The organism is Cohnella herbarum (genome assembly GCF_012849095.1).
Lineage (GTDB): Bacteria > Bacillota > Bacilli > Paenibacillales > Paenibacillaceae > Cohnella > Cohnella herbarum.
Genome location: NZ_CP051681.1, coordinates 157,786 through 174,538 on the forward strand (window position 1 = coordinate 157,786; position 16,753 = coordinate 174,538).

At 40.9% G+C, this 16,753-nt stretch carries 17 protein-coding genes and 3 pseudogenes; 3 read left to right on the forward strand and 17 right to left on the reverse strand.

The window, feature by feature from the left end; genetic code table 11:
- Positions 1-225 precede the first annotated feature (225 nt).
- The 15 genes and pseudogenes from HH215_RS35825 to HH215_RS35895 all read right to left on the reverse strand — a co-directional run bounded on the left by HH215_RS35825 (position 226) and on the right by HH215_RS35895 (position 11,903).
- Positions 226-483 (reverse strand): hypothetical protein, encoded by a 258-nt coding sequence (locus HH215_RS35825; RefSeq protein ID WP_169279571.1) that lies wholly within the window; start codon positions 481-483, stop codon positions 226-228.
- Positions 484-1,251: 768 nt separating this feature from the next.
- A pseudogene (locus tag HH215_RS35830) lies at positions 1,252-2,401 on the reverse strand (IS3 family transposase).
- Between the two features lie 575 nt (positions 2,402-2,976).
- On the reverse strand, positions 2,977-3,192 hold the full coding sequence (locus tag HH215_RS35835; RefSeq protein ID WP_169279572.1) for a type II toxin-antitoxin system RelE/ParE family toxin: 216 nt from the start codon (positions 3,190-3,192) through the stop codon (positions 2,977-2,979).
- Entirely contained in the window at positions 3,174-3,359 is a 186-nt protein-coding gene (locus HH215_RS35840; protein ID WP_169279573.1) for a hypothetical protein, read from the reverse strand. The genes HH215_RS35835 and HH215_RS35840 overlap by 19 nt, the downstream gene beginning before the upstream one ends.
- A gap of 560 nt (positions 3,360-3,919) precedes the next feature.
- Positions 3,920-4,189 carry a type II toxin-antitoxin system RelE family toxin gene (locus tag HH215_RS35845; protein WP_169279574.1) on the reverse strand — a complete coding sequence of 90 codons (270 nt, stop codon included), beginning with the start codon at positions 4,187-4,189 and terminating at the stop codon, positions 3,920-3,922.
- Complete coding sequence (locus HH215_RS35850; protein WP_169279575.1) at positions 4,173-4,397, reverse strand: hypothetical protein; 225 nt, start codon at positions 4,395-4,397, stop codon at positions 4,173-4,175. The genes HH215_RS35845 and HH215_RS35850 overlap by 17 nt, the downstream gene beginning before the upstream one ends.
- A 326-nt stretch (positions 4,398-4,723) precedes the next feature.
- Complete coding sequence (locus HH215_RS35855) at positions 4,724-5,815, reverse strand: hypothetical protein (RefSeq protein WP_169279576.1); 1,092 nt, start codon at positions 5,813-5,815, stop codon at positions 4,724-4,726.
- Between the two features lie 169 nt (positions 5,816-5,984).
- Complete coding sequence (locus HH215_RS35860; protein WP_310735630.1) at positions 5,985-6,428, reverse strand: NUDIX hydrolase; 444 nt, start codon at positions 6,426-6,428, stop codon at positions 5,985-5,987.
- A 95-nt stretch (positions 6,429-6,523) separates the two neighbouring features.
- A pseudogene (locus tag HH215_RS35865) lies at positions 6,524-7,287 on the reverse strand (creatininase family protein).
- A gap of 403 nt (positions 7,288-7,690) precedes the next feature.
- Positions 7,691-8,221, reverse strand: a complete 531-nt coding sequence (locus tag HH215_RS35870) for a class I SAM-dependent methyltransferase (RefSeq protein ID WP_254450653.1) — start codon at positions 8,219-8,221, stop codon at positions 7,691-7,693.
- Between the two features lie 862 nt (positions 8,222-9,083).
- A complete protein-coding gene (locus HH215_RS35875; RefSeq protein ID WP_169279579.1) occupies positions 9,084-9,224 on the reverse strand; it encodes a hypothetical protein in 141 nt (46 codons plus the stop codon).
- 605 nt (positions 9,225-9,829) lie between these two features.
- Positions 9,830-10,432 (reverse strand): hypothetical protein, encoded by a 603-nt coding sequence (locus HH215_RS35880; RefSeq protein WP_169284795.1) that lies wholly within the window; start codon positions 10,430-10,432, stop codon positions 9,830-9,832.
- A gap of 207 nt (positions 10,433-10,639) precedes the next feature.
- On the reverse strand, positions 10,640-10,996 hold the full coding sequence (locus tag HH215_RS35885) for a hypothetical protein (RefSeq protein WP_169284796.1): 357 nt from the start codon (positions 10,994-10,996) through the stop codon (positions 10,640-10,642).
- 17 nt (positions 10,997-11,013) lie between these two features.
- Entirely contained in the window at positions 11,014-11,175 is a 162-nt protein-coding gene (locus HH215_RS35890) for a hypothetical protein (protein ID WP_169284797.1), read from the reverse strand.
- Between the two features lie 353 nt (positions 11,176-11,528).
- The gene (locus HH215_RS35895; RefSeq protein ID WP_169284798.1) at positions 11,529-11,903 is read right to left on the reverse strand and encodes a hypothetical protein; all 375 of its coding nucleotides are present in this window, start codon (positions 11,901-11,903) and stop codon (positions 11,529-11,531) included.
- A 1,541-nt stretch (positions 11,904-13,444) separates the two neighbouring features.
- On the opposite strand from HH215_RS35895, the gene HH215_RS35900 reads away from it, so the two are divergent.
- Positions 13,445-13,693: a hypothetical protein gene (locus HH215_RS35900; RefSeq protein ID WP_169279584.1), complete on the forward strand. Its 249-nt coding sequence runs from the start codon at positions 13,445-13,447 to the stop codon at positions 13,691-13,693.
- 516 nt (positions 13,694-14,209) lie between these two features.
- Here the strand turns inward: HH215_RS35900 and HH215_RS35905 are convergent.
- Entirely contained in the window at positions 14,210-14,323 is a 114-nt protein-coding gene (locus HH215_RS35905; protein WP_169284799.1) for a DUF4362 domain-containing protein, read from the reverse strand.
- Positions 14,324-14,790: 467 nt separating this feature from the next.
- Between HH215_RS35905 and HH215_RS37155 the strand changes: the two are divergent.
- Positions 14,791-15,528: pseudogene (locus HH215_RS37155) on the forward strand (MFS transporter); the annotation flags it as partial.
- A 97-nt stretch (positions 15,529-15,625) separates the two neighbouring features.
- Positions 15,626-16,036 carry an MFS transporter gene (locus HH215_RS37160; RefSeq protein ID WP_375140542.1) on the forward strand — a complete coding sequence of 137 codons (411 nt, stop codon included), beginning with the start codon at positions 15,626-15,628 and terminating at the stop codon, positions 16,034-16,036.
- 113 nt (positions 16,037-16,149) lie between these two features.
- On the opposite strand, the gene HH215_RS35915 is transcribed toward HH215_RS37160, so the two are convergent.
- Positions 16,150-16,753, reverse strand: a 604-nt coding sequence (locus HH215_RS35915; protein ID WP_217362335.1) for a TerD family protein, incomplete at its 5' end; no start/stop codon positions are given.

A 16,753-nucleotide genomic window follows, 5' to 3' on the forward strand; every position in this document is an offset into this window, starting at 1 on the left:
TTCTTGTATTCACGACGTCCCACCACCTTAAGCCCACCAGGGGAGGCCGCGATGCGGTTAGGTGGTGCGGATGTGTCCGGCTGTTTCTGCTTCTCCGAATACTGAAGTGCCTCTTCGAAATACATCAGACTCCTGCCGGACCGAGGGACGACGGAGTCGTCCCGATGCGTGAATATGGTGTTATAAGATGTTGGCGCCTTCTCGAGATACCTGCAGATTCCATTATCATATGTATCTTGAAACAGTTTCAGGGTACTCACCATTTTTGAAACATTTCGCAAGGCAGTATCCGGCTTGCTTTATATAAAATCCATAGGGCCCATTATCACCTGAATAAGGTTTTAATTCTGAAATCATCTCGGCTGTTTTATCTAGTCTTATTTTTCCCATGTTTTCTTTCAAGTCATTCTTATTAGGAGAGAAGTAATAGATTACCTCTTCATCATTTTCTATTTCCTTAAATAAATAGGTGCTCCAACTCACATGTATCAATCCTTTTACTTAGAAATTATAGGCTTCCATGTCCCACCACTTCCATGATATGTTTCAACGCTGAGTTCAAACAATCTTAAACAGTTTGTACATTCAAACTTGTGAACTAGAACATCATCTGGGAGTGATTTTCCTTTTTGTATCTGTTCAAGATCACAATTTGAATCTACTAAGATAAGTACACTATCTTGAATAAACGTTTTTATTTGCGAAACAATATTAAAATATTCGTATGGATGATTAATTTCAATTGTTGTTGAGATATCTTCGCATTTATTACACATATTGAGCACTCCATGAATTTAATATTTGCGCCAGTTTCTTATAACGTTCGTGTATTCACGACGCCTCACCACCTTAAAGGAGCAAAGCGACTGGCCGCGATGCGGTTAGGTGGTTCAGGTGTGTCCGGCTGAATTACCCTCGGCTCTTCTTCATCGGTCCAGACCAGGGGGCGGAAAAGCCGTCCCGAAGCGTGAATATGGTGTTATAGGATGTCAGCGCCTTCTCTGAAAAACTCACATTTCACTTCAAAGTTGTAATCCATTCGTTATAAAATTCCTCGATAGATTCATTCAATATCTGTTCAAATTCTTCAGGTTTTCTGATAATTTCGTTTAATATTTTCACCCCATATTTGTCATTAATGAAATTTACTATTAATCCACTATAAAAATATGCTGTTCCTCCAAAATCGTCGAAATATGTTGGACTCTTTAATTTGGACCTCTGTCAAGATAGTAGACACAGATTTTCTTCCTATACAGCTTGACCAGGGTACATACGTTCGTAATCAGAAGGCGTGTGGTACCCTATCGTAGAATGGATACGTTGATTGTTGTAAAAAAACTTCGATGTATTCAAAGATACTCTTTTTCGCTTCTTCGCGTGTTTGGTATTTATTGAGGTAAATTAGTTCCTTCTTCAATACGCTGTGAAACGACTCGATGCAAGCGTTGTCGTAACAGTTTCCCTTGCGACTCATGCTACCAGTCATCTCATAAATCTTGAGTTGCTTCTGGTAATCATGGGATGCGTACTGGCTTCCGCGATCCGAGTGATGCAGCAATCCTGCGCCTGGCTGTTGACGGCCATGGGCTTGCCTTAGAGCCTGTAGCACAAGCTCTTACGTCATCCGTTCACTCATGTGCCAACCGACAATCTTACGCGAGTACAAGTCCATTACGCTCGCCAAATAAAGCCAACCCTCATCGGTGGAGACATACGTGATATCAGTCACCCACTTCGCATTCGGTTTACTTGCAGCAAACTCCCTGTTCATTACGTTTTCTTGAACCGGTAGGGAATGCTTGGAGTTGGTTGTTGCCTTGTATTTCTTTACGGTCTTGGAACGGATTCCATTCTCCTTCATGATACGGGTGAAGGTACGACGAGAGATGTTGACACCTTGTTGATGCAATCGTTCGGTAATTTTAGGGCTTCCGTATAGCTGCCTATTCTGGTCGTACACTTCCTTGACTTGGTCCGTCCATTCCTTGTGCTGACGCTCACGTTCACTCTCAGGGCGTCCTAACCATTTGTAATAGCCGCTACGAGATACTTCCATTATGCGGCACATCTTCTCCAGTCGGTACTCGGAGCGGTGTTCGTGGATGAACGTATATTTTACCGACGGTCTTTCGCGAAGAAGTGCATCGCCTTTTTTAGGATTTCATTCTCCTCTTGGAGATCACGAATATATTTTTGCATCTCTTTTATTCTCTGATCTTCTGGGACTAGCGCTTGTATAGCAACGATTTCTGGCTCACCGCCATACCTTTTCTCCCAGCCATACAAAGTATTTGCATTAATCTTAAGTTCCCGACCGATCTCTGCTACCGACTTCCCACTCCTTTATATATTTAACTGTTTGCTTTTTGTACGCTTCATCATGCTTGATCTGTTTCATAGACACAGTGTCCTCCGCTCAGTTATTGAATCTAGTATAATCTGTGTCTACTATTCACTCTAACTCCATTCTGCTTCTTCTAGAATAGTAAAAGAATTAAACTGCTAGTCGTAAATTCTCAATGGATGGTTGTCTTCTAGTTCGTGATAAAATCTATTAGGGATCTTTGACTCATTCAATCTTTCACTTATAAAGCTTCCGGTCGTTGACTTGCCCGACCCAGGTATGCCATCAATTATTATTAATTTTGTCTTCACAGAAACTACTCCCTGTATGATCTATTGGCTTTGCGTTGATTTCCTATAACGTTTCCGTGTTCACGACTTCCCACCACCTTAAGGTCACGAAGTGACCGGTCGCGATGGGGTTAGATGGTGCGGATGTGTCCAGCTGATTATGCTCCCATGAAAATGCCTCGGGCGGACCGAGGGCCGAGTGGCCCTAAGCGTGAATATGGTGTTATCTGAAGGAGCTCCTGTTAAACCCACAATTCGCCTTTATTCATTAAGACAATTTCTTGCTCCATGTATTATGGTCTTTATGATTATCCGATCATTATGTATTTGATAAATCAATCAATACCGATGTATAAAAATTTCCCGCACCTCAGGATCGTCCATTTCTGGAACTACACGTCCTCGATGCGGGAAATCATTTAGTGTCTGTGCTTTATCCATTACATCATCATAAAATGCTAAGGCATAATACATGGAATCCTGAGAAATATATTCTACAATGTTTTGTAAATCTTTATACGCCGTTACGGTCCATATTATTGTTTGTTCAGCCATTTATCCATCCTCGCTTTAACCTCGTCATGGGATAGTAAATTGCCTTCATCAATGTCCTTCTGTCCTTTTTCAATTTTGGATCTGACATACAATGTATACTGGATGTCTTCAATTGAACAGTTCTCAGGAAGTTTATCAATCATTTGTTTTACATCATCTTTTAACATGTTAGCATCACCTCAGCTACATTATATCATAAGGGTTTTGGTTTGATGAATTTCAAATAAGCTTCGCTCTTTCAGATAACGTTCTTGTATTCACGACGTCCCACCACCCTAAAGGAGCGAAGCGACTGGCCGCGACGCGGTTGGGTGGTGCGGGTGTGTCCGTTGAATAATCTTCCTCGAAATGCCTCTGTGGACCGAGGGCCGAATGGCCGATGCGTGAATACGGTGTTATCAGAAGTATCTGCCATCTTGAATAAGCTATTAAAATCTCTCGATTAGTACACTATTTCTGTTATATCTATTTCATCTTCTATTGACTGCATGCATGGCTCACATAGTTGTTCTTGTATTCACGACGTCCAACTCCCTTAAGCCCGAAGGGCGGCCGCGACGCGGTTAGGGACATTACATCTCTGAATCCACATCTAACTCCTGCCGGACCGAGGGCCGAATGGCCCAAAGCGTGAATATGGTGTTATAAGATGTTGGCGTCTTCTCTGAAATACTCCACAACTATAAAAAATGTCCCTAACTATAATGTCAGGGACTTACTCTAGTTGTCATTTATATATGTCTCCTCTTGGACCTAGGCGTACTACATATATGATTAATTCATTGTTTTTGATTTCATAGATAACTCGGTAACTCCCCACACGAAGTCTATAATAATTGCCTTCCTTACCTTTCATCTTCTTAGTATGTGGGTTTTCGTATGGCTTCTCACTCAATTGTTGAAGTGCATTAAAAATTCTTCTAATAGTATCTTTCTCTAGATTCTTTAGTGACTTCTCTGCTTCACCCGAAAAGATTACCCTATATTTCGAGCTCACGTTGTAAGTCCTCCAATGATTTAGTCCTGCCGCTTTGAAGATCAAGTTGTCCTTGTTCAATAGCCTGGATATCTTCAGGTGTTAAATAGTCATCTTCTTCATCTATTTGTTTTTCCAGTAACCAGGACAAAAAGCTCTTCGCTACAACTTTATTCTTATCATTCAAATGATCTAAAATTTGCTCAAGCTCATCATTTGGGACACTCATGACTTGTACCCCTTTGAATTATCATTCTTATTATACGCCAATATATAAGGATGCTCCAGATTTTAGTGTTTTTATACTTCATCTCGAGTTACTCGTAGAAATCGATCTTGCACCAATTTCTTATAACGTTTCCGTGTTCACGACGTCCATTCACCTTAAGCTGCAAGAGTCCTGCGACTAGCACGATCTCGGCCGGCCGCGATGCGGTTGGGTGAATGGATGTGTCCCGGCGATTGCTTCTTCGACTTATCTCCCGGGATCAAGGCGGCTTGTCCGCCGATGCGTGAACATATTGTTATCGGATGTCCCAGCCTTCATTGATAAACTCAATATTTATTTTCCTTTACATTTAGAATATTTCTAATAAATGGGGTTGCTTCTGAAAATTTCATTTCACGGTATTCAAACCTATCATATATTCCTCTGCCAATTAAGGTTTCATAACGTCCTTTAATTTCCCCTGTGTTATTCGGATCAAATACCATAAATCGTTTTATTCTCGACTTGCCAGCTGTTCCTAATGCAAATAAATATCTAAAAAAGGCATCGGATTCTGGAAGAGAGTAACCAATTACAAATATATTTCTAGCAGTACTTAAGTCCTCTGCCGCTTGGGTCCAGACATTTGTAAGAGTGCCTTGATAATCTGTTTTGTTCCAAGTTGGAGGGACAATTACAGGAATATTTTCTACAGATTCGTTACAATGACTTAAGTCGTGTAAATGTTCACTTGGAGTAAGTAATACATTCTTTACTTCACCTAATAACCGACTCCAATTGTACTTTCTAAAATAATCATTAAAGTTATAAGGAAGTACTTCTTTACAATGTTTGCATCTACCCCAATTAATTGATCCATGCAATTTTAAATAATGGAGTCGACTTCTGTCATTAGAGTGAGACAAGCAATAATCTGGACTCTGACTCGTGTAATGTAAAGCAAAATCCAAAGCAACATCATAATTAAATGAAATTATTGAAGAAGTACTGTTATTTGAATTTGAAGCTTGTAGATCGTTTATTAGATTAGCAAATTCTAGATATGATTTTGTCGGTCTTATATGCTTATCCGATGCTGGTAACTTTATTGTTTTTTCAAGGGTTTTAACAATCAATTTGATAAGTGATTCTCTAGCAACTTCAATTTCATTGCCCGTCCTCGTGCCAAGTCTATTGATAATTCGAGCCATTTCAATAGCTCCGAAAAGCGTTTCAATATTGTCCAATTTTAAATAAGATTTTGAATGAATAATCTGCAAATCAGATATGATAGAGAAAACTTCTTGAAATGCTTCTCTTTTTTCATTTAGTACATTTGTCATTAACAATTCCTCGGATATATCAAGGAAATTATTCATTAATGGTGCTCCAGATTCAAAAGATGCACCAGCACCTAGAATAAATACATTCTCTACCATGAATTGCTTCCTCCTAATTGCTTGGATTTCCGATAACGTTCATGTATTCGCGACGTCCATTCCCCTTAGATAGCTCCTATCTTAGGGAATGGATGTATCTGCCTGAATTACCTCATCGAAATCACTCCTGGCAGATCAAGGGCCGCATGGCCGCAGCGTGAATATGGTGTTATCTGCTGTTGCCCTCATCCTTGAGATTGCCCGACAATATCCCTGCTCTTCTGATAATTTCTATTCTTTCTTCTCTGCCTTCAATATTCTTTATCATATCTAAAGCGGTTTCAAAATTCATTATTACATATCCAGTCTTTTCATATCCTTTTGGTATTTCACAAATCCTTTTTACAAGTGTTAAGAAATAAATAGTGTATCCGTTAGATTCCTTCCAAAACCAGCTAGCGAAGGGCACTCTAATTTCAGTTAATTCAATTCCTGCTTCTTCCATCACTTCTCTATCTAATCCATCTTCTATTGTTTCGTTCTGTTCTAATCTCCCACCAATTGTTGTGAGTACTTTCTCTTCTCGATCCCAGACCATCATCAAGTTACCATTATCAAGGAGTGGAATGCAGTGAACTCCGCCTATTGTGTCCGGCTGCTTCGCTTCCTGTATCTGAGTTCACGCCTATCGAGTCCACTTCAACTTCTGCCGGACCGAGGGCGAATGCCCCGATGCGTGAATATGGTGTTATCCGAAGTTCCTGACCTCTATGAGTTACCCCGAAATGAAACCTTTCTCTTATATGCATCTTCTAATATTTCTTTAATTCCTTCAGCTTTCTTCGTTATGAATGTATTCCAAAAAATCTGTCCTTTACGCGCTAATTCTACCGGCGAATAACCATCTGGATCAAAACTCCCCCAACATCCATCTGTTGTAAGCTTATCCCAGCCCATAAAATCAGCATATTTTCTGTTTTCTGTAGGAATTTGAGAACCCATTGAAAGTAACTTCACTTTATCTGGACATAACCACATTGCTGTACATACAGACAATAACCCGCCGTGCATTTCATTTAGCCCTTCCAGTCCTGAGGCTTGAATAGCTGTCTGCCAAGCATCTCCATTATGATTTGGATGAATCAATATAATTTCTGGATATTTATAGTTAATATGTTTGATAAAAGATCCTTCCCAATAGGAACCACCATGTCCTGAACATAAAACAAACTTTTTAAATCCTTGTCGTATTAGTCCAGTCACAATCTCTTCTAATAATAATGTTATTTGGTTCGGGCTAATTGTTACTGTCCCTTTAAAATTCGCATGTTCCTCAGAGGTATTAAACGGTAAAGTGGGTAATACATAAGCATTTAATGCTTGCCATATTCTTCGGCATAGAGTTCAGCTATTACAGTATCCAAGTGCATGGGCAAATATGGACCAAATTGTTCGGTTGCACCTACAGAAATAATAGCGGTATCAATACCGCTTTCTGATAATTCTTTGGTTGTATTCGTATAGTTCAACATAAAAGAATCTCATCCTTGTCTTTTATGGTCTCAGGAATTTCGGATAACGTTCTTGTATTCACGATGTCCAACTACCTTAAGCCAGAAGGGCGGCCGGGATGCGGTTAGGGAGTTGGATGTGTCCGGCTGTTCCCACTTCCCTGTTCTGAGTTCACTCCGATCGAATCCTCTTCAACTTCTGTCGGACCGAGGGCCGAATGGCCCGATGCGTGAATATGGTGTTAGCTGATGCCACCCCTTCTTCGAGCTACAAACGTGATCCAATTGCTTTTGAATTCTATTTCCTTATCATATTTCTTTTCTTTCATAGATTGAGGTAGATAGCTCTTATAAAGGATCTCCCAACCATGATATAGATTCTCTAGTAGTAATATTGTTCTGTCTGTTTCTAAATTAAGTTCTATTAACCGTCAGCAGTTTCTTGAGTTTCAATATCTATTTCCTTTACTTCAGTACTCATTAATATTGCATTTATTCCGTTGTCTTTTGTTCCTGTAATCATCCGATTTACTACCATCTTTAATGCTTCCACTGAAGATACATGTTCTAAACAAGAACAAGCGACTATGTAATCAAATTCTCTAGGGGTTATTAAGTACTCTTCTGCATCAGCAACTTCCGCAATGATCTGATCTTGAACATTATACTTCCTAGAATTTTCAATCAATAAATCTATTGCAGTTGGGATCAAATCAACACAAGTAATCATTCCATTAAGATTCTTTACTATCTGAGCTATTGGAATGCTATTTCTACCTACTCCACAACCAAGATCAAGTATTCGTATATTTGGGTTATTCAGTAAGTCTAGCATTTTCAATACGATCTTGACTGGCCTAGCTAACCAAGTTCCAGGTTCAAAGAGCGTACTCTCTAGGTAAAAAGATTCGTGGTATTTGATCTCTTCTGTGCGAGCTTGAATAAATTTATTCATAGATCACCTTATCTTATATAGTTTATTCGCACTTGGGTGGTTTCAGCTAACGTTTGTGTGTTCACGACGTCACACCGACTTAAGGCGACGAAGTCGCCGGCCGCGATGCGGTTAGTCGGTGCGGATGTGTCCGGCTGATTCTGCTTTACTGCTGCTGAAATTACAACATCGATTCCACTTCTTACTTCAGTCCGGACCGAGGCAGCTTGACTGCCGATGCGTGAATATAATGTTATCCGATGCCTCTGTCTTCCTGAATTTGCTTACATATGAGTTCTTAATATAATTCTTTGAACTCTTCATGACTCCCTAAATCATCATGATTATCTTGATCTCTTCGAGTTTTTGATCTTCGTGAGTTTTGAGTTTTCATTTAAATAAAAAATAGCCCTTAAATGGAATTGTAATCCATATCAGAGCGTTTATCATCACTTATTTACATATACACGGTTTACGATTCTGTCTCTGTCCGATTTGTAGAAATCGTGTCACGAGTAATACACGCTTCAATCAATTAGCTAATTTACAAACCTATGATTCCATCTATTCATTTTTTACTTTTCTTCGATGCCATCCAGAAGACAAGTATCACAATTGGGATAAAGATGAACCATGGAATGTTGATCGTACTTTCTGTGATAAAGGCGAGACCCAACAATCCTATGGAACCAAGAATAAGCCAGAGACACCCTCTTCCCAACGTTTCCATTCGCGTAGTTCCTCCCCTCCAAAATTGGATTGTAGATTTCTTAATCAAGTATTGTAAGTTTATTTCATTAATGAGTATCACATACCAAGAATACAAGTGCTTGATGAGCTGATTGTAACCGATCTTTTCCTCAAGCATCTACAATCAGAATAGTCACTCGGAGGTTTCGGATAACGTTTCCGTATTCACGACGTCCCACTGGCTTAAGGTTCCGCAGGAACCGGCTGCGCTTGCGCAGTTAGACAGTGCGGATGTGTCCGGCTGATTCCGCTTCTCTGCTACTGCCAATTGCATCTTAGAATCCACTTCTAACTTCTACCGGACCGAGAGCCGAATGGCTCGATGCGTGAATATGGTGTTAGACGAAGGATCCTCCTTCTATGAATCTACATTCATCTCCATATATTCATTAGTTTTTGATAGATAGTGTATTGATTTTCTTTATTCGTCTTTATTCTTAAATGTATTTCTTCAATGCTTTCCTTTTCTTTTTTACTTAAAAAAGACATATTGGTTAACTTCTAATACTAATTTATTGCTATACCACCTTTCAATCAGTGGTAATATTTCTAATCTTTCTTTTTCATTTTCAATGCTCTCTTTAAATCATTAAATGTTATTTCATATCCCGAGTTTTGACTGTACTTATGAACAGTCACTTCGGTTTCTATGCTACATAAGGGACAGCTTATAAACATACCGATCCTGTAGTGTTCAGCCTCAAATAATGATTTTCATTTTATGCACCTGGATTTGATTAAATTTTTCGCTCATCTTAGGGGAATGGATGTATCTGCCTGAATTCACTTCCTCGAAAACTCTCCTGGCAGATCAAGGCCGAATGGCCCGCAGCGCGAATATTGTGTTATACGCTGTTACTGCCTACTTGAAATACTTAACTATTTATTTGAAATAAGACGATTTTGTACTTTTCTAGATAATTTCCAATAGTCTCTTAAATTATTATCTTCTGACTTAAATAATGAACCTATTTCAGTAAATTTGTTAGGATTTGTCATCAGTTCAGATTGATTTAGTAGGCTATATTGATACCTTAAAAAAGTAAAGAAATCACTTGTAATTGCTCGTCCGTCTTCATAAATAATATTTGATTCAATCCATTTATCATCAACTTCTTCTGGATTATATTCTTCTTGTAAACTCAATAATGCCTGATTATACTTTTCCCATTCCTCAAGTAATTGCCTATTATGTTTTGAGTAGTTACATTGAACAATCATTGAATTTGATGTATAAAAAAGAATCCAAACAAAATCTGCTCTTACTAATTTATTTGATAACAGATCATTCTTATATCTTGAAAATAATGAATACAAATTTTCGAATTTGTTAGAATCAATAATAGAGCTTGGTCGTAGATCTAAACATATTTTTTTTACAAATATCAGCAATTTCAAAAAAAATAATTGCAGATAAGAATCACTTCTTTCATATTGATCTTTAAGCTCTGCAGTAATTGCGCATAACGTTCGTGTATTCACGACGTCCATTTCCCTTAGATAGCTCTTATCTTAGGGGAATGGATGTATCTGACTGACTCGGCTTCCTCGAAATCTCTCCGGGCAGATCAAGGGCCAAATGGCCCGCAGCGCGAATATGCTGTTAGATGATGTGGCTGACTTCACTGACTACACATTAATGAAAAAATTAAAACCGCAATTTGCGGTTTTATCAAATAAACTTTGTAGTTATATTAGTCCCATTGATTCAAGTAATTCGTATTTATTTTTTGGTATACTGCGAGTCAAATCACCATTGATTACATCAATAGCTTCCCAGGACGAATAAATTACAAAATCATCTGAAGTAGGTATTATTCCACTCCAGTCATAGTTATTTAATTCATATGCTATTTCGAATCGAAGATTTTGTGATACTTCCCACCACTCTTCATATTCTTCTTGTCCACCAAATATTTCAATAAGTGTATTCTGCTTTTCTGGGAAATTTGGATCTTCCGACTCTAGACCGATTTGATAATTAACTGGCATTTCTCCAAAATTCCATAAAAGCCACTTGTCATCAGTACCTTCTTCTTCAATCATCTGCTTTCGGTAGGATTCTACCCTAATTGTATCAATCCAATGACGGGTTCGTCATCAGAACCATATAGTGCGATATAACAAACTTTATCTCCCTCATCAAGTTTAATACGCTTTACGGCATTCGGAATACTAATCAAAAGATCTTGTTTAAGTTGAACAAGAAACTGTCCCTTAATCATAAAAATATAACCCTCCATATTGCAAGATAGAAATAATTTCGACATAAAATTCCATTTACCTTCTAAATAATGTAATTGGAATTTGATGAAAGTATTATTGATACGCTCATTATTAATGTATTTTAAGAACTTTCAGCCATTTCATCTAACGTTCTTGTATTCACGACGTCCAACTCCCTTAAGCCCCAACGGGGCGGCCGCGATGCGGTTAGGGAGTTGGATGTGTCCGGCTGCTTCTGCTTCCCTGTGTTTGAGTTCACTTCCATCGAATCCTCTCCAACTTCTGCCGGACCGAGGGGCGAATGCCCGATGCGTGAATATGGTGTTATAGGATGTCAGCGCCTTCTTCGAGTTCACCCCAGAAAATCAATTATTCTGTCTTTATATTCATCCCATTTGTAATTCTCATTTCTTATTATTAGCTTTGAAATATCCCATTCCTGAACGATTTTGAATACAAAATCCTGATTTATAGTCCAGAACTTCCCGGCTTCTACAAAATCGTTATCTGTATGAATTCCACATACACCTTGAGTGAATTCAGGTCCACGAATCTCACAAATCCATCTCCAATTTTGTTCTACATTCACTTGGTAAAAATAGATTAGAACGGGATCAAGCCGACTTAAAATAGATTGTATTTTCTTTGTCAGATCCAACAATCTTTGTTCTTCCATTTGCATGTTAAAAGCAAATCCAATTGTGTCTTGAAATACATAGCTCTCCATAATTGTGATTTCTTCTCGATCTAATTTATCATTAATAAATCACTAAAGAGTTGCTCGACCTTTGCAGCGAACCATTCTGCTTTTCTAGAATAGTAAAAGAATAAACTGCTTGTCGTAAATTCTCAATGGATGGTTGTCTTCTAGTTCGTGATAAAATCTATTAGGGATCTTTGACTCATTCAATCTTTCACTTATAAAGCTTCCGGTCGTTGACTTGCCCGACCAGGTATGCCATCAATTATTATTAATTTTGTCTTCACAGAAACTACTCCCTGTATGATTATTGCTTTGCGTTGATTTCCTATAACGTTTCCGTGTTCACGACTTCCCACCACCTTAAGGTCACGAAGTGACTGGTCGCGATGCGGCTAGGTGGTGCGGATATGTCCGACTGGCTCTGCTTCTTTGCTGCTGAAATGCCTCGCCCCGCTTCAGACCGAGGGCGGCTCCCGATTTTTTAAACGCAGGCACAGGAATATTATACAGATTATAGGTTTATTTTTGGCTAAATTTGTCGGATAATTACAAACGGTTGCTCATAGAAATTTCCAATAAGTCCATTTTAGAATTTATCATTCTGCAATCTTTTCTTCCACATATCGCCAAAATAAGAGCTTCTCATGTATAATATTGTCGTCTGGTAACTCTAGCAAATCCCTCAACCGATGAGGATCGTTTCCGGTGATTTTGTGGATAAACTCTTAAAAGGTTTGGCGTACGTCACTGCCTAGCAGCCATAATTATGGGCATTATTCAAGCGAATCAAGCTGACGAGGTAATGCGTGAATTGGTGGGTAGATATTACGAATCGGGATTCAGGTGGGGCTTAGCAATTTCGTGGTGGTAAGTGGAATTGTAACAGCTATCGTATTGTATGCATTAGGTATGATGGTCGAGTATTTGATGGATATTTCAAGTCGGCTTCGCAACCTTGAACATGAAGCAAAGAAAAATGGTGAACCTGCATCTAGAATGGGAAACTCAAAAGCTAACATGAGTTAAACTTGAAGGATTTAAGTTATAAGTTTTTATCATATCTAACCCCGCCAGCCACATGGCAAGCGGGGTTGTTCATTTGCGTTGAACGAAATAGTCCGAAAACCGAAGTAACCGAGCTATTACCGATTCAACTAAAAGAGCCCACGCGATTACGTGAGCTCTTTTAGTTTACTACGTATTATCGTCCTTCACTAAGTCGAAAGCTTAAAGCTGTACTATTCGTACATTTTCACTCCTTCGGGCTATCCAATCTACACGAAAGCATCATCCAACGATAATACAGTCTAGTGATCATCCGGCATAACCTTTGTTACTTTTAACCTTCTCCAAGTTCTGTTAATCATATGATTTTAATACTTTGTGATTTCCATCACATCCAATCTCCGTCTACCGTTTAATATAGAAATCAGAAAGAACATCATTCACTGTTGTTGAAAGCAACCGAATAATAGCGGAGTTGCAGGTCATAAATCTATTGCGATTCTATCTCTATCCGGCGACTCCGATTCCCAACAAATCAACCCAAATTGGAGGAAACATCAATGAAGATCGAAATGATGTCTAACCTGCCCCCTACCGGCGAAAGTGTTGCCAAATTGGCCTCGGAAGGCAATCAGCTGATTATCGACATATCAAGCATTTCTGGGTTCTTCGCCTTCTGCTTAGTATTCGTGGGTTTATGTTTGATCGTCCCGGTTATCATCTACGAAAAATACTATAAAATCGCGGACGACGAACCTGCTAGCGAGATAAATCAGGAAAATCGGGAAGCAACCGATCAAGCCGCGTGAACCCATACATTCGACGGACATTTGACCATAAGTTAGCATGAACAATAGTTCGGGATTGACCGCTCAATACAATGGGCGGTTTTTCTTTTGTCCTAGAACTAATTTTCTCCCGCACTATTTCCCCTCTTCACTATTTTCTCCTCCATCATTCATTCCTATTTTCACTCTCATACATTGCCTTAAACTTCTTATTTTCCTCCTTCAATTTTTCCACAGATTGCTTATAAAATTTGCTTTGGCCAATAACCGCAAGAACCCCAATTACAAATGGAACAATACCGAATGTTAAGGTCGAAGTTGTTACATTCAATTTATTAACCTCATCCCGCCTTCAAGCATTGCCATCAATTCATGTTTCGCATCGCTGCTCACAAACAATATAAAATACTCTTTTTTCTCCACATCGCTATATCCAATATTATCTTCGCAAGAGCTCAGGTAATATTCCGTGCCCGTCATGTCTCCTCGAGGTCCGATTCTCTGCCCATTTCTTTGCAACTGGTTTTCCTTACTCCTTTATCTTGTCGCCGAATCCATCCAGGAATTATCGTAAGTGTACTCGATGTTTTCCCCGTCGAAGTCCAAATCCACGTAGATGGGGTCCCCCTCATCGGTATATCGAACGATCATAACGCTACTTTTCTCTTACTCCTATAGTCCTCGAAGAACGCCTCTAATTTAGCCACATCGCTAATCCCGCCGGCCCCGCAACGACATAACCTTGATTCGTCGCTTCGCCGTAAGACAAGTCAGAGTGAGAGGATTCAAGTTTCGTCGGTTCAGATTTAGATGAGAATTGCATGACGACAATATTAATGAAACGATCATCCATCCAATTAACCTTTTCGCATTCGCTTTTTCAATTCGGTCCACTTCCTCATTCCCGATTAAGCCGTGCCTTCCCGCTCCCCTTCGCACCCTCCCATTTTACCAAAACATTCTAACTTCTGGAAAATAAAATAAACCCCGCCCTGCCTGCTCCACGATCTATCTTCCCAATCCCCTCCCGATCCGTTACAGTATAGTAGAAACTTCTCATCACCTGACTACTCACACAACGTGAAAATAACGGCTTATCCAGGAGGACTTCTACGACGATGCACCATCCGACACCCGAGTTGCGACATGCCCATGCGCGGCGACAAACCGAACCGTCCGTCCGAACACGGCACTTGATCTTCGCCGCGGCGACGATCTTGTATTGGACGACGTTATATATTTACGTACCAATCCTGAGCCTTATCTGCAGGACCGCGGACTCTCGATGGGCTGGATCGGATTTATACTTGGCAGCTACGGCCACTCAGGTCATTACCCGGTTGCCTCTAGGCATGTATTCGGACGTCATGTCCAAACGCAAGCCGTTCCTCATCGCGGGAATGCTGGCGGGACTGATCAGCTGCGTCTTCTTCATGCTGCCTGGAACGTGGGGCGGACCGCTTGCCGGGCGTTTAATGGCGGGGATATGCGCCGCGGCCTGGGTGCCATTTTCGGTATTGTATGCCTCTTATTACCCAACGAACCAAACTCATCAAGCGATGGGAACGCTGAGTTTCCTCACCGTGTCCGGCCAATTGATCGGCATGAGCGCGAGCGGCTGGCTGGCTTCGGTCGGCGGCTGGAACTACGCTTTTACTTGCGGCATATTCGTTGCCGCGCTCGGAACGCTCGTCGCTTTTTTTGTGTTCGAGCCGGATCAGCGGCCGAAACCGACGACAGACCAAGCGACCACTCCTCCGGAGCAGAAACACATACGACGAGTCGATCGGGCCATCGTCTCCCGCGTTCTTCGCTCACCCTTGCTCTGGACGGTATCCGTCCTCTCCGTCCTAGCGCACGGAATCCTGTTCATCACGATGTTCGGATTCACGCCGCTTCAAGCGGTCGAGCTTGGCGCCAGCGAAGCCCAGCACCGGCATCGTCGTCGCCTTCATGGTCCCGCACGCGCTCGTCTCGCTATGGACGGGGCGATATCTCGCTCCCCGCTTCGGCACGCGCCGGGTCGTCATCGTCGGCTTCTTGCTGGCCGCAATCTTCACCGCGGCGATTCCGTTCAGCCCCAACCTCGGCTGGCTGGCAGCGACTCAAGCGCTGAACGGCATTGCCCAAGCGATGTACTTCCCGCTTCTGCTCAGCTTGGCCATTCGGCATTTCGTGCCGGAAGAACGGGCGACGGCGATGGGATTGTATCAATCGGTTTACTCGCTGGGCATGTTCCTCGGACCCTACATCGCTGGAGGATTAAACGCGTTCGGCGGCCTAAAAGCCGGCTTTCTCTTCGGGTCCTCCCTCGGTCTGATCGCTATTGCCATCGTCTTATCGAACAAAAGACTTGAAACTTAACTTGTTTATCGTAAAGAGACCATCAGGCCCCTGACGGTCTCTTCTATTTCATCTGAATACCCGTACTTCGAATCAACTGAACTTCTATTTCATCTGAATACCCGTACTTCGAATCAACTGAACCCCTTAAACTCTGCCTTGCCAACATTCATTTTGAAAGATCCGTCTGCGTAGAGAAGAGGGCTTTTCTCGGTGAATCGCTTGGAATATTGCTCAACATGGCTGACCTTCATTTCCGATGCAGAGGTGAAATCGATATGCGCAATGGCCACCCAATACGCGTAGTTATTTTTCTCGTATAAGGACGACACGACTTGCTGACCCTGATGATTATCGACTACCGCGCGCGCCTTCATGGAATAGAAACTCCCGATCCCATTGCTAATAGCGCTGTAAGCCGCAAATAAAACATACTTCAGTTCTTCAGTACGATGGATCGTAATCGTTTCCTGTCCCTTGCCTTTAGAATCCCCGTCTAGCTGAATGAACGGAGATTTTTGAGGCGATCCCAGATTACGATAGTAGATTTTCCCTAATTCATTGTTCTTAGTCACGTAGAAACAATAGAGATCTAAATCCTTCGAGGATTCCCATTCCAGTCTCGCCGTCACTTTCCCCGACTTCTTAATATTCACGCTTCCTTTTTTCTCTAAATTCACCTTGCTCAACTGCACGGAGGGAATTTTCTCCACTGGTGTTTGGGACAGAGTCTCCGCA

What these genes read in the sequence shown, in the direction of transcription:
- HH215_RS35835 (WP_169279572.1), bottom strand. Translation starts at nt 3,192, where the DNA reads ATGGCTGAACAAACAATAATATGGACCGTAACGGCGTATAAAGATTTA.
- HH215_RS35840 (WP_169279573.1), bottom strand. Translation starts at nt 3,359, where the DNA reads ATGTTAAAAGATGATGTAAAACAAATGATTGATAAACTTCCTGAGAAC.
- HH215_RS35850 (WP_169279575.1), bottom strand. Translation starts at nt 4,397, where the DNA reads ATGAGTGTCCCAAATGATGAGCTTGAGCAAATTTTAGATCATTTGAAT.
- HH215_RS35855 (WP_169279576.1), bottom strand. Translation starts at nt 5,815, where the DNA reads ATGGTAGAGAATGTATTTATTCTAGGTGCTGGTGCATCTTTTGAATCT.
- HH215_RS35870 (WP_254450653.1), bottom strand. Translation starts at nt 8,221, where the DNA reads ATGAATAAATTTATTCAAGCTCGCACAGAAGAGATCAAATACCACGAA.
- HH215_RS35875 (WP_169279579.1), bottom strand. Translation starts at nt 9,224, where the DNA reads ATGCAATTGGCAGTAGCAGAGAAGCGGAATCAGCCGGACACATCCGCA.
- HH215_RS35885 (WP_169284796.1), bottom strand. Translation starts at nt 10,996, where the DNA reads ATGATTGAAGAAGAAGGTACTGATGACAAGTGGCTTTTATGGAATTTT.
- HH215_RS35890 (WP_169284797.1), bottom strand. Translation starts at nt 11,175, where the DNA reads ATGATTAAGGGACAGTTTCTTGTTCAACTTAAACAAGATCTTTTGATT.
- HH215_RS35895 (WP_169284798.1), bottom strand. Translation starts at nt 11,903, where the DNA reads ATGGAGAGCTATGTATTTCAAGACACAATTGGATTTGCTTTTAACATG.
- HH215_RS35900 (WP_169279584.1), top strand. Translation starts at nt 13,445, where the DNA reads ATGAAGATCGAAATGATGTCTAACCTGCCCCCTACCGGCGAAAGTGTT.
- HH215_RS35905 (WP_169284799.1), bottom strand. Translation starts at nt 14,323, where the DNA reads ATGATCGTTCGATATACCGATGAGGGGGACCCCATCTACGTGGATTTG.
- HH215_RS37160 (WP_375140542.1), top strand. Translation starts at nt 15,626, where the DNA reads ATGGTCCCGCACGCGCTCGTCTCGCTATGGACGGGGCGATATCTCGCT.